Genomic DNA, 11,501 nt, shown 5'->3' with positions numbered 1-11,501 from the left:
TCGTCAGCCAGCGTTCCGGCGGCGGCCCCCATGATACGCCCGAGGCTGGCCTCCAGTTTTTCCAGCATGCGCTGCGGCTGATCGGCGCTCAGGCAGGTCTGGGCCAGGCGTTCAGTCATCTGGTGGCGGGGGGTCAGTTCATGTCCGTGGGAAAGCACTTCCGCGGCTTCATCATATTTTTCCTGCCGGATAAGCTGAAAAGACTCGGACAGAAATGGGCTTTTTGCCTCCGGATCTTCCCGGAGCAGCCCGGCGTAGACGGCGCGCGCGCGATGCCAGTTTTTGGCGCGGACAAAGGTGGCGGCGGCAAGACCGAGATAGTGCCGATAGCGGGCCATGTCACCCTTGCCTTTCCAGGCCACGGCCATGCCGAGCTGTGCCTGACCCTGAATCAGGGCGCCGCCCAGTGCTCGCTGAAAAGCGTTAATGGCCGTATTCCATTGCCGCTGCTGCAGGCACTGCATGCCCACGCGGAAATAGTCTTCGGGGCGGCGCACCGGCTTGAGCAGCATGCCATAGGTTTCAAGGGCCTGATCAAAAGCGCTGGTGTCGGTAAACTGCCGTGCGGTCTTTAGCTGCTGCACGTCCGACGCGGCGGCAGCCAGCGAATCCAGGTGAGCCTTGAGCACATTGATGGAATATGGACGCGCAAGAAGGGCGCTGGCTCCACAGCCCAGAGTTCTGAGCTGTTCCGCCTCGTTGTCATTGGGCAGCAAGAGAAGAACGGGAAGGCCGAGAAGCAGGGGGTGCAGCCGCAGGATGGCGCAGAACTGTTCGCCATCCATATCAGCCAGTTTTTGGGAGCAGACGATGATGTCCGGCGTGAAGCCCGGCCCGGAATCGTCAAGCCCGGCCAGCATGCGGGCGGCCGTAATACCGGAGGTCATGCATTCGACCCGACTGGCTCCGGCCTCTCGCAAGGCGCGGCGGTCAAGGCTTGTCAGCGATTCGTTTTCGCAGAGAAGGAGTATGTTCAGGCCGGCGGGGCGGGTCATGTCATTCCTTGGCGGACAGGGAGAATTCCTGGAGGCGAAGGGGCCTATTGCCGCCCTGCTCCTGCACGGATTCTACAGGGACGAAGCTGTATAGGCAAGAGCCTCAGTGGGCAAAGGGGATGATGCGGGCGTGTCCGCCAGCGGCATTGTTGCCGTATTCCGCCTCGTTCTGAAGGCCGTGGTATGCGGCGTGGCAATAGGGGCAGCGCAGGGAGCCGCGAGTGCGCTCCAGGCGAATGAGCCCGCCTTCGTATTCATAGCAGCGGGGGCAAAATGGCCCCTGACGCAAACCATTGGCAGCCAGCCAGTAGAACCCTTTTTCAAGAGTCAGGGTTTCGGCAAGGTGGAGGGCGTCTTCCAGGCTTTTCAAACGCGCCTTGAGCATGCTTATTTCATCATGCAGGGCAATGCCGCGCGACTGCACTTCCATAAGCAGACGCCGTGCCTTGTCGTGATGCCCTGAGGCGAAAAGGTCATTAATTTCCTTGAACAGGCGATAGTCCAGCATACTTTTCTTCCCCACTAGGCAGCCTATCGGAGCGGAAGCAAAAAGCTTTAGGTCGGACCGGAAAACGCTTTTGCCTGTTAAGTCAATGAAACCGTCGTGTTATAGCGTGTAGAAAATTTTCTAGAAAACCTGTGGAAAAGCCGTTCACCTACATCTTGCGGCGTGAGACAGGCTCAAGTGAACGCAGCATTTCACGAAATCGGCGCTCTTCTTCCGGGTCTGTGCCACCAGGCAGAACAGTGCCGTGCAGCAGCCGGTTGTGCAGCATGTCTGCCTCTTTGCGCGCGCCGGCTTTGCGCACCATGTCGGTGGCGGCGTCAGGCACAGGGGAAAGAACCTCCTCGTGCAGACGCTCTTCGGCTTTCTTTTGCGCTTCGGCTGCGCGGCGCAGCACGTCCTCGTTGACCATGATGGGCGCTTCGGCCCGCATTGCCAGCGCTATGGCATCAGAAGGGCGGCAGTCCACGCGCACTCGCCCCCCCGGACCTTGCAGAACCAGAAGGGCAAAAAATACACCCTCGTTAAGGTCGGTAATCTCCACTTTGACAAGCCCGGCCTTGAGCGCCTTGAGAGTCATAAGCAAAAGGTCGTGCGTGAGGGGCCTGGGCAGGCGTTCCTTGTTGAGCACAAGGGACACTGCCATGGCTTCCATAGCCCCCACCCAAACGGGCAGGACGGTTTCCCCTTCCACTTCGCGCAGTATCACGATGGGGTTTTTGGTCTGCGGGTCAATGGTCAGGCCGAAAACACGCATCTCTACCATGGTTCCCCCGTGCGTACGGCCAACAGGCTGTGCTTTTTGGCCTCTGTAATAACTGCCTGCACCAGACGGCCAGTGTGGTCGGTTCCTGCGGGCAGCGGTACATGAACCGGCACGCCGTACGGATCGCGTCCTTGCCAGCTCGGTTCGGCGTTGTCGCCCGGCTTGGGGCTTGGACCTTCCAGAAGCAGCGTTGTCCGGTTGTGGTTTTTCACCCGGGCCTGCAGCCAGCGCGCTCCCAACTCGTCCTGGAGGGCCTGGAGCCGCAGCAGCCTGTCGCGGGCTTCGTCCGGAGCTATTTTGTCAGGGAAAAGCGCGGCTCTGGCTCCCGGCCGGTCGGAATATATGAAAGAAAAGCTGGACATGAAATTGCAGGCACGCATCATGTCAAGCGTGTTTTGAAAATCTTCTTCCGTTTCGCCGGGAAAAGCTACAATCAGGTCTGTGGACAGGGCAAGGTCAGGCCGTGCGGCGCGCAACTCGTCTACCAGACGCAGGAAGGCCGCGCTGTCGTAGCGGCGGCGCATGCTTTTGAGCACCGCATCAGACCCTGCCTGCAAGGGAAGGTGCAAGCGCGGGCAAAGTTGGGGCAATTCCGCAAAAGCGGCCACGTCTTCCGGTCCCATATCTTTGGGGTGCGGGGTGACATAACGCAGGCGCTCCAGGCCGGGCAGCCCGGCCACCTGGCGCAAAAGCTGCGCAAAGCTTGTGCCGTCGCCGCTTTTATCCTGACCGAAGGCATTGACATTTTGGCCCAGCAGGGTGATTTCGCGCGCGCCCCGGTCGAGCACGGCGCGGCATTCATCAAGAATGGCGGCAGCCGAACGTGATTTCTGGCGTCCGCGTGTAAAAGGAACGATGCAGTATGCGCAAAAATTGTCGCAACCCTGCATGATATTGACAAAGGCCACCGGGCCGGAAGTGAATTCGGACGTTTCCGGGCCGGCTTCGCGTTCAACGTAATGGCTCGTGAAGTCCAGCAACGAAAGGCGCAGGCCAGGCTCTTCCAGCAGGCGTTCGATAGCTGCGGGAGCACCGCTTATGCCGTCGCTGCCCGCCACAAGGCGCACCTGACTTTCCTTGCTGAAAAACGCCTCACCCAGTTGTTGCGCCACACAGCCCGCCACCCCCACCAGAACATTGGGATTGCCGCCACTGACCTGGCGGATGCGTCCAAGGGCGCTCATGACCTTTTGTTCCGGTTTTTCACGCACCGAACAGGTATTGACCATCACCACCTGGGCATCTTCAAGTGAAGCTTCAACAAAGCCGCGTGTTGTGAGGGCACGGCCCAGCCACTGGGAGTCGTGCACGTTCATCTGACAGCCGAACGTAATGATATGGTAAGATTTTTCGATCATGGCTGCTATTGTTCAATGTCCAGGTCTGCCTCGTACATGCCGGACGCCTCTTCTTCTTCCAGGGCGGCCACGCGGTCTTCCAGCCAGTCCAGCACTGCGCGGGCGGTGTGGTAATTGAGCAGGATGCGGCTGTGGATGCAGCGGGTCACTTCGCGCGCGTCATCCTCACCGGGAACCATTTCATAGCCGATGGAACCGTCGGGGGCCACAAGCTGTTCGGAAAAAGCGGGCAGCGAATCACTTTCATGATAGAAATTCATTTCTATTTCGCCCTGGGGATTGATGCCTCCCCATACGCCGTGGGCCGTTTGCAGGCGGGCGTCTTCGTCCGTTTTGTACCTGTAGCGGATTTTGGCGGGATGTGTATTGGCTTTGTTCATACGGATTCCTTTTCTTCGTTTCATGACGTATGGGGCAAAGGCATATGATAAAAAAGCTGTCCTGCCAAGTAAAGCCGGGCATGGCGTCCACGGGGCGCAAAGCCGCGAAAAAGGCTGTTCCACAGCCGCAGCCGCCTGCGAAGCGCTGCGCGAAGCCGGTGGTATTTGCGTGTATGGCCCTTGACGAGGCCCGTCCCTTGGTTAAACTATCAGACGGGGAGTACGCGCGTCTGGCTGACAGATGCTGGCGTATTGCTTTGGCGGCGTATTGGCCGCGTCTTTTTCTTCCAAGGAGCGCATGTGAGCGAGGTTAACAGTGCGGGCGGCGAGCCCGGTGTAAAGACACACGACATCCAGCCCTATTTTGACATGGAAGGCTTCATGGTCATGAGTCAGGAGAAACGCCTCGGGGGGGCGGTGCTGGAACGGCTTGTTGATCTGTGGGGTCAGTGGCTGCCGCAGTTGAAGGTGTGTGAAATTTCCACGGGCAAGATATCGTATCTTGCGGTCTGGCTGCCGGAATCCATTGAGATCGATGTGGATGAGGCCTGGGAAAAATCCGCGTCTGACGGGTTTATGATCAACAACCTTGCCCAGTTCATGTGCATGAGCGCTGTGCAGGCCATGCTGCCCCAGGTGGAAGATGCCGGCTGTGCTCCATCGCCCCGGCCTACGGAAGCCCTGCGTGCGGCTCTGGAAAAAATGGGGCTTGAGTACAGGCCCGGATCGTCGGTTCTTGCGCGCCGCTTTGCGGTTGTTACGCATTTTCCTTTCCGTGGCGGCTGCGAAATCTGCCACCTCCAGTCCGAATGTCCCAAAGGGCAGGGTCAGGCCGAGAGCGCCAGCATTCTGCTGCCGGGTTATGAACGCGGCGCGGACGAGGGAATCAGCCAGTAAAAATTGGGGGGGGGCGGCTTGAACGGCCGCTTCCCATTCTTTTTTACCGGCCCTCCATGACAAGGGTGCGGGCTGCCCCTGAGGATGTGCGCACCACCAGTTCCACAGTGCGTGCATTGCGAGAAACGCTTTCCACCAGGCAGGTTTCCGTGGTGTCGGTGTCGTAGTTGCGCACATCCACGGTGTCGCCCGGAGAAGGCACTCGGTCGGGGTTTACTTCTACAAGGTCGGTGGAGGCTGCGTCAAAACCATCCCATGCCCGGATTTCCGGGGGGACACACAGGGAAAAACTCAGGCTGCCCGCAAGGGCCGCTCCCATAAGCAGGTATTTCATGCAGGCAGATGTAAATCCATTTCCGCTTCTTGGCAACAGGCATGATGTGGAAGAAAACGTGGGGACAGCTTCCAAGCGGATAATTTCCGCTGCTTCTGCGCCCCTGGTGGACGGGCATGGCCGGGTTGTGCGTTATTTGCGCCTTTCCGTCACGGATCGCTGCAATCTGCGCTGCATGTACTGTTGCAGCAATGCCAGGCAGACCTGTATTCCGCATCCGCAGGTGCTGCGGTATGAGGAAATGGCGCGCATGGTAGGCATTATGGCCCGCCTTGGCGTGGTCAAGGTGCGCCTGACCGGGGGGGAGCCGTTTGCCCGGAAGGGGTGTGACGGCTTTCTGCATATGCTGCACGAGCGGTTTCCGCAGATGGATCTGCGCCTTACCACCAACGGAACCTTGCTTGAGCCGCATATTCCCCTGTTGCGACAGGTGGGGGTAAAGGCTGTTAATCTGTCTCTGGACAGTTTTGACCGCGAAACTTTTGCCAGGGTTACGGGGCGCGACATGCTGCCCGCCGTGCTGTCGGCGCTGGACAGGCTGCTGGCTTCTGACATCAGGGTAAAAGTGAACGCCGTGGCTATGCGGGGCGTTAATGACGGGCAGATGGACGATTTTGTCCACGCGGCGCGCACCATGCCCATTGACCTGCGCTTTATTGAATTCATGCCTATGGGCAGCGGCACTCTTTGGAATTCAAGCACCTTCTGGTCGGCTGCCGATATCCGCGCCGAAGCGGAAAAACGGGTGCGCCTTGTGCCTGAAAAAGAGGACAGGGCCGAGGCCGGGCCTGCCCGCATGTTCCGGGTGGAAGGGGGCAAGGGGCGCCTTGGCTTTATCACCGCTGTCAGTTGTCATTTTTGTGGTTCCTGCAATCGCTTGCGTCTCACCAGCGACGGTAATCTGCGCACCTGTCTTTTTGACGACAGGGAATACGAACTGCGCCGGTTTTTGCGTGACCCTGCCATGACGGACGCTGATATCGAGCGCGTCATACGCGCTGCCTGCGCCGAAAAGCCCGTAGGAGCGGAACTGCTTGCAAACCGTTCCGGCGATGAAGTGGCCGTCAGGCAGATGGTGGGCATCGGCGGTTGACGCCCGGTGGGGCCGCTTGGAAAAAACGGGGCATTCGGTTATGCTGGCCGCTGCGTACGCACCTGTGTGGGGCTGTGCCGCCAGTAGTATCTTCTGACCCGCAAGGAATCCATGATAGCCTATCTTGAAGGCCGCCTGGCCGAAACATGGGGCAATACCTGCCTGCTCATTACCGAAAGCGGTGTGGGCTATGCAGTGGCTTTGCCCGCGCACACCCTGTCCGTCCTGCCGGGGCGGGGAGAGCACCTTGCCCTGTATACGAGTCTTGCCGTGCGCGAAGACGCGCTTGAACTTTTCGGTTTTGCCACGTTTGAAGAACGGCAGACGTTTGAGGTGCTTGTTTCCATATCCAAGGTGGGAGCACGCACGGCTCTGTCCATTCTTTCCATCTACAGACCCGAGGATTTGCGCCGCATCGTCTTTGAAGAAGACGTGATGGCCCTCACCCGCGTTTCGGGCATCGGCAAAAAGACCGCGCAGCATGTTTTTCTTGAGCTTAAATACAAACTCAAGGTGGATGACGCCCCGCAGGCCGCAGTGCTGGCTTCCACGGGTGAAAAGCCGGGATCCGTCTTTCGAGATGTGCTTGCCGGTCTTGCCAACCTTGGCTACGCCGAAGACGAGTGCGCTCCGATGGTAAAAAAACTGCTGCATGAAGAGCCTGATCTGGATGTAAGCGGCGCACTCAGGGCCGCCCTGAAGGCCCTGGCCAGAGGGAGAGCCTGATGCCCGAGTCTTGTCAGCCCCAGGGGGCCGTCAATATTGATGAAAGCGTACGCCCACGCAGTCTGGAAGATTTTATCGGCCAGGATGACCTGCGGGCCAATCTGCGCGTCTACCTTGATGCTGCCCGCGAACGCGGCAAAGCCCTTGACCATACGCTTTTTTACGGCAATCCCGGCCTGGGCAAAACCACGCTTGCGCAGATCATGGCCACAGAGCTTGGCGTCAACCTCGTGTGTACTTCCGGCCCTGTGCTTGAGCGCAGCGGCGATCTGGCCGCCATTCTCACCAACCTTGGGCGGCACGATATTCTTTTTGTAGATGAAATCCACCGAATGCCCATCGCGGTTGAAGAAGTGCTGTATCCGGCCATGGAGGACTTCAAGCTTGATCTTGTTATCGGCCAAGGCCCTGCGGCCCGCACCGTAAAGATTGACCTTGAACCCTTTACCCTTGTGGGAGCCACCACGCGCATGGGGCTTATTTCTTCCCCCCTGCGCGACCGCTTCGGCATCGTGGCACGGCTTGAATATTACAGTTCCGCTGATCTGGCCCGCGTGGTGCAACGAACCGCCCGCATTCTCGGCGTGGTCATCACGCCTGACGGGGCGGAAGAAATAGGACGCCGCTCGCGTGGCACGCCGCGTATTGCCAACCGTCTGCTGCGCCGTGTGCGAGACTTTGCGCTGGTGCACGGTGACGGGCAGGTAAACGGGCATGAGGCTTCTGTTGCGCTCAAGCGTATGGACGTGGACGAACTCGGTCTGGATCAGATGGACCGCAAGCTGCTTGAAGTGCTTATCAAACACTACGATGGCGGCCCTGTGGGCATAAAAACGCTGGCCGTCGCCTGTTCTGAAGAAGTGCGGACAATTGAAGACATTTATGAGCCGTATCTTATCCAGTGCGGTTTTCTCAAGCGTACGCCGCGTGGCCGCATGGCTACCGCGCGTGCCTATACCCATCTGAAACTGCTGCTTTCCTGAAGCACGGCAACCAGCGGTCCCGGAACAGGGATGGGCCAGGCTGTGCGCTTCACCACGCGGGTGCAAAGGAGCCCGGCTGTGCTGCCGCGGCCTCGCCTTTATTTGACCGGCACTGCGGTCCAAAGGCCTGGCCCTGTGCAAGCTGCCTGCGGCCGGGGAACACGCTTCAGGCGGGGCATCTGCACTGCCGGATATCTAAGCAGGACGGAGGACATTTGCTATGCCGACCCGCTCAAAGATTTTTTCACGATGCTGCGGCTTGCAAGGATTGGAGAGCATATGACGCTTCAGGTACTGCCGGGGGAATTCTCTGTCTGCAAGGTCGTCGACATGGCGGCGGTGGACTTCACGGCTTCGTGGCTTTTTGTGGGTAAAACCGATGCGGAGCTGTCTGTGGTCTGCCTGCGGGAGGATGCGCCGCAACAGTATGAGGCGCGTGAAGACGGCTGGCGGGCTTTTCGTGTGGCCGGGCAAATGGACTTCAGCCTGACCGGGGTGCTGGCGGGGCTGTCGGCGGTGCTGGCCCAGGCCGGGATCAGCATTTTTGCCGTATCCACCTTTGATACTGACTATGTGCTGGTAAAACAGGACAGGCTGGCGGCTGCTCTCGCGGCCCTTGAATCTGCGGGCTATGGCGTTGAGGCGGTTTCGGACTGAAACGATGCACCGTGTGAGCAACATATGGAGCAGAGCCGTTCACGAATGACGTGCGCCAGCAGCCCTGCAAGGATTTTTCAGGAAAATTCCAGCCACGTAATGCGGGCAGGCAGGCTTTGCCTGCCGTAAGTGAGCATTTTACGTGCCAAATGCTCTGCAGCTGGATATGAATGAAAAGTTCGGAGGGCAGAACGTTTCTTGTGCGTTCTGCCCTCCGGGTTCTTGTTCAGCAATGGATTCTTGAAGAGAAGTGCCGTAACGCCTTGCGAATTTGGGCTCGCAAAAGCAGCATGCGCTACTGTTCGATCTTTCCGGCACGAGCCGCATTGAGCACGGCCATGAGGGCCACGCCCACGTCGGCGAACACCGCTTCCCACAGGCCGGAAAGGCCAACAATGCCAAGCCCCATGAACAGGCTCTTGATGCCGAGAGCCATGATGATGTTCTGCCACACGATGGTGCGGGTGCGGCGGGCTATGCGCAGCAGTTCGGGCAGGCGCGCGGGATTGTCATCCAGAATGACGACATCAGCCGTTTCAATGGCTGCTTCCGAGCCAAGCCCGCCCATGGCGACCCCTACACCAGCTGTAGCCAGAACAGGGGCATCATTGATGCCGTCGCCCACAAAGATGGTGTTTTCCACCGGGCCAAGAGATTCAAGGGCTTCGGCCTTTCCCTCTGGCAGCAGGTCAGCTTTGAGAACATCCAGTCCAAGCCTCTGGGCGATGGGAAGAGCCTGTTCTGCACGGTCGCCGGTCAGCATGGCAATGGTGCTCACACCAAGATGACGCAGGCTTTCAACGGCTTCGGGCGACTGGGGCTTGAGGCGGTCAGCAACCACGAGCGCGCCAAGCAGACGGCCGTTGCGGGCCACCTGAACAATGCTGCCGGGCATGTTTACCGCTTGCGGCTCAATGCCGTTGGCCTCCATCAGGGCCGCATTGCCGGCCAGAAGAATAGTGTCTCCTATGGTTGTTTCAACACCCTTGCCGGGGATTTCGCGCATTCCCGTGATGGAAGAATCATCGGCGATGATATTGGCTTTTTCCGCAGCCCTGATTACGGAGCGGGCAATGGGATGGTTTGAACGGCTTTCGGCCAGTGCAGCGGCTTGCAGCAGGTCCTCTTCACCGGTTCCGGGCGCCGGAAGCACGGCGTTGACCTCAAAGACTCCTTCGGTCAGGGTGCCGGTTTTGTCCAGGGCCGCCACGCGGATATCGCGCAGCTTGTCCAGCACCGCGCCGCCCTTGATGAGGATGCCCCGGCGGGATGCCGCGCCTATACCGCCAAAATAGCCGAGCGGGATGGATATGAGCAGGGCGCAGGGGCAGGAAATAACCAGAAGCACCAGCGCGCGGTAAAGCCACTGTGAAAAGTCGCCCAACCCCAAAAGAGGCGGCAGCACAGCCACAAGCAGGGCAAGGCCGGTTACGGCAGGTGTGTACCAGCGGGCCATGCGGGTGATGAAACGTTCAGTGGGGGCCTTGCGGGCAGCGGCGTTTTCCACCATTTCCAGAATGCGTGCGATGGACGATTCGGCAAATGCTGCGGTCACCTCCATACGGATAGCGCCATTAAGATTGATGGTTCCGGCAAGAGCGCGGCTGCCGGGCTTCAAAAGAAGCGGCACGGATTCGCCAGTGAGCGGGGAGGTGTCGACCTGCGAGCTTCCTTCAAGCACAGTGCCGTCGAGCGGGATTTTTTCGCCGGGACGTACAAGAATGTGGCTGCCGGGGCCAAGGTCTTCCGGCTGCACGTCTCTTGTGCTGCCGTCAGCAAGCATTTCATGAGCGGTGCTGGGGCGGGCAGCCAGGAGCGCCTTGACCGAACGGCGTGAATGTCCCGCAGCACGTTCCTGCACAAATTCGCCTATACGGTAGAAGAGCATTACCCCCACGGCTTCGGGCAACTGCCCAAGAGCAATGGCCGCAATGGTTGCGCCGCCCATCAAGTTGAACTCATTAAAGAAGTCTTTCCTTAAGATGCTGCGTGCGCCAAGGCGTAGTACGTCATAGCCGCAAAGGAAGTACGGCAGGGCGTAGAATACGACAATGACCAGCCAGTTGGGGATATGCCGCGTCATGGCCTCATCAGCTACCATCCCAATGGCAAAAAGCGCTGCTGAAATGCCCATGATGGCAAGTTCCCGGCGTTCATCCCCAGGACCATGCTCATGAGAATGGTCATGGCAGCCGCACGAACTGCAGCCGCAGCCGTGTTGTTCATCCTCGTTTTCTGTCGTTTCGCAGGCGGCGCCAGGTTCGGCGGTTGCGCATGCGCAATCCTGAGCGTTCTGTGAACTCATGGGGGCCAGGGGGTGGGCGGTGGAACCGCAGGCGCAAGTGTGTCCGCTACTGTGGTTATGGTCTTTTGCGGAGCAATGGCTCATGGGGGTCTCCTGTATGAGGCATCGGGGTGATTCAGTTAGCTGTGTTGTCCGTGTCGGCTTCGGGGGCCGTCTCGTCGCTGCCGTCAACTTCGTCGGCCGGCACGCGAATGTGCTTGCTTTTCAAAAAATCATGAATTCCGGCGTTATGCGTAATCCCGCGCAGCGCGGCCTCGTCCTGGGCAATTTGCGGGCTGTCGGCCAATTCGTTCATGGTCCACGCCAGAGCCGCGCGGATGCTTGGTGATGGGTTTTGCGGCAGCCGGTAGTAAACCCATCGACCTTTTTTGATACTCTCGATGAGGCGTGCCTGGCGCAGCAAAAATAAATGCTTGGAAGTCGTGGACGCCGCAAGGCCGAGAAGGGTGGTGATCTCGCACACGCATAGCGTTCGCAAGCGCAGGGCCATCAGGATGCGTGC

At 59.2% G+C, this 11,501-nt stretch carries 13 protein-coding genes (1 of these 13 running past the window's edge); 5 read left to right on the top strand and 8 right to left on the bottom strand.

Features of this window, described 5'->3' with window-relative positions; translation table 11 throughout:
* From V6C07_RS12050 to V6C07_RS12030, 5 genes are all read right to left on the bottom strand, one after another.
* Window positions 1-995 (bottom strand): histidine kinase (locus V6C07_RS12050; protein ID WP_333536723.1); only part of this gene is annotated, 995 nt, incomplete at its 3' end.
* Window positions 996-1,098: 103 nt separating this feature from the next.
* Complete coding sequence (locus tag V6C07_RS12045; protein ID WP_333536722.1) at window positions 1,099-1,503, bottom strand: hypothetical protein; 405 nt, start codon at window positions 1,501-1,503, stop codon at window positions 1,099-1,101.
* Window positions 1,504-1,651: 148 nt separating this feature from the next.
* Window positions 1,652-2,266, bottom strand: a complete 615-nt coding sequence (locus V6C07_RS12040) for a bifunctional nuclease family protein (protein ID WP_333536720.1) — start codon at window positions 2,264-2,266, stop codon at window positions 1,652-1,654.
* A complete protein-coding gene (gene miaB / locus V6C07_RS12035) occupies window positions 2,260-3,624 on the bottom strand; it encodes a tRNA (N6-isopentenyl adenosine(37)-C2)-methylthiotransferase MiaB (protein ID WP_333536719.1) in 1,365 nt (454 codons plus the stop codon). Before miaB ends, V6C07_RS12040 begins: the two co-directional genes overlap by 7 nt.
* 5 nt (window positions 3,625-3,629) lie before the next feature.
* A complete protein-coding gene (locus V6C07_RS12030) occupies window positions 3,630-4,004 on the bottom strand; it encodes a hypothetical protein (protein WP_333536718.1) in 375 nt (124 codons plus the stop codon).
* Between the two features lie 300 nt (window positions 4,005-4,304).
* Here V6C07_RS12030 and V6C07_RS12025 point away from each other — a divergent pair, with 300 nt between their 5' ends.
* On the top strand, window positions 4,305-4,901 hold the full coding sequence (locus V6C07_RS12025) for a hypothetical protein (RefSeq protein ID WP_333536716.1): 597 nt from the start codon (window positions 4,305-4,307) through the stop codon (window positions 4,899-4,901).
* A 43-nt stretch (window positions 4,902-4,944) separates the two neighbouring features.
* Here V6C07_RS12025 and V6C07_RS12020 read toward each other — a convergent pair whose 3' ends face one another.
* A complete protein-coding gene (locus tag V6C07_RS12020; protein WP_333536715.1) occupies window positions 4,945-5,235 on the bottom strand; it encodes a DUF5334 domain-containing protein in 291 nt (96 codons plus the stop codon).
* On the opposite strand from V6C07_RS12020, the gene moaA reads away from it, so the two are divergent.
* From moaA to V6C07_RS12000, 4 genes are all read left to right on the top strand, one after another.
* Entirely contained in the window at window positions 5,234-6,328 is a 1,095-nt protein-coding gene (gene moaA / locus V6C07_RS12015) for a GTP 3',8-cyclase MoaA (protein WP_333536714.1), read from the top strand. The genes V6C07_RS12020 and moaA overlap by 2 nt on opposite strands.
* A gap of 111 nt (window positions 6,329-6,439) precedes the next feature.
* Window positions 6,440-7,054 carry a Holliday junction branch migration protein RuvA gene (ruvA, locus tag V6C07_RS12010; RefSeq protein WP_333536713.1) on the top strand — a complete coding sequence of 205 codons (615 nt, stop codon included), beginning with the start codon at window positions 6,440-6,442 and terminating at the stop codon, window positions 7,052-7,054.
* A complete protein-coding gene (ruvB, locus tag V6C07_RS12005) occupies window positions 7,054-8,037 on the top strand; it encodes a Holliday junction branch migration DNA helicase RuvB (RefSeq protein WP_333536712.1) in 984 nt (327 codons plus the stop codon). The genes ruvA and ruvB overlap by 1 nt, the downstream gene beginning before the upstream one ends.
* 279 nt (window positions 8,038-8,316) lie before the next feature.
* Window positions 8,317-8,694 (top strand): ACT domain-containing protein, encoded by a 378-nt coding sequence (locus V6C07_RS12000; RefSeq protein ID WP_333536711.1) that lies wholly within the window; start codon window positions 8,317-8,319, stop codon window positions 8,692-8,694.
* A gap of 295 nt (window positions 8,695-8,989) precedes the next feature.
* Here the strand turns inward: V6C07_RS12000 and V6C07_RS11995 are convergent, their stop codons facing one another.
* Together V6C07_RS11995 and V6C07_RS11990 are read right to left on the bottom strand one after the other, a co-directional pair.
* Window positions 8,990-11,083 (bottom strand): heavy metal translocating P-type ATPase, encoded by a 2,094-nt coding sequence (locus tag V6C07_RS11995; protein WP_333536710.1) that lies wholly within the window; start codon window positions 11,081-11,083, stop codon window positions 8,990-8,992.
* A 31-nt stretch (window positions 11,084-11,114) separates the two neighbouring features.
* Window positions 11,115-11,501, bottom strand: the 3' portion of a protein-coding gene (locus V6C07_RS11990) for an ArsR/SmtB family transcription factor (protein ID WP_333536709.1). It continues 48 nt past the right edge of the window; 387 of the gene's 435 nt are visible here — the last part of the coding sequence; its start codon lies beyond the right edge, outside the window; it ends in the stop codon at window positions 11,115-11,117.

This window comes from Desulfovibrio sp. 1214_IL3152 (assembly GCF_036763055.1).
In the GTDB taxonomy this organism is placed as follows: Bacteria; Desulfobacterota; Desulfovibrionia; order Desulfovibrionales; family Desulfovibrionaceae; genus Desulfovibrio.
Note: the sequence above shows the minus strand (reverse complement) of the source record. Positions and strands in the feature narration are given on the sequence as shown.

Coding starts and splice junctions, on each gene's coding strand:
- V6C07_RS12045 (WP_333536722.1), bottom strand. CDS start 1,503: ATGCTGGACTATCGCCTGTTCAAGGAAATTAATGACCTTTTCGCCTCA.
- V6C07_RS12040 (WP_333536720.1), bottom strand. CDS start 2,266: ATGGTAGAGATGCGTGTTTTCGGCCTGACCATTGACCCGCAGACCAAA.
- miaB (WP_333536719.1), bottom strand. CDS start 3,624: ATGATCGAAAAATCTTACCATATCATTACGTTCGGCTGTCAGATGAAC.
- V6C07_RS12030 (WP_333536718.1), bottom strand. CDS start 4,004: ATGAACAAAGCCAATACACATCCCGCCAAAATCCGCTACAGGTACAAA.
- moaA (WP_333536714.1), top strand. CDS start 5,234: ATGCAGGCAGATGTAAATCCATTTCCGCTTCTTGGCAACAGGCATGAT.
- V6C07_RS12020 (WP_333536715.1), bottom strand. CDS start 5,235: ATGAAATACCTGCTTATGGGAGCGGCCCTTGCGGGCAGCCTGAGTTTT.
- ruvA (WP_333536713.1), top strand. CDS start 6,440: ATGATAGCCTATCTTGAAGGCCGCCTGGCCGAAACATGGGGCAATACC.
- ruvB (WP_333536712.1), top strand. CDS start 7,054: ATGCCCGAGTCTTGTCAGCCCCAGGGGGCCGTCAATATTGATGAAAGC.
- V6C07_RS12000 (WP_333536711.1), top strand. CDS start 8,317: ATGACGCTTCAGGTACTGCCGGGGGAATTCTCTGTCTGCAAGGTCGTC.
- V6C07_RS11995 (WP_333536710.1), bottom strand. CDS start 11,083: ATGAGCCATTGCTCCGCAAAAGACCATAACCACAGTAGCGGACACACT.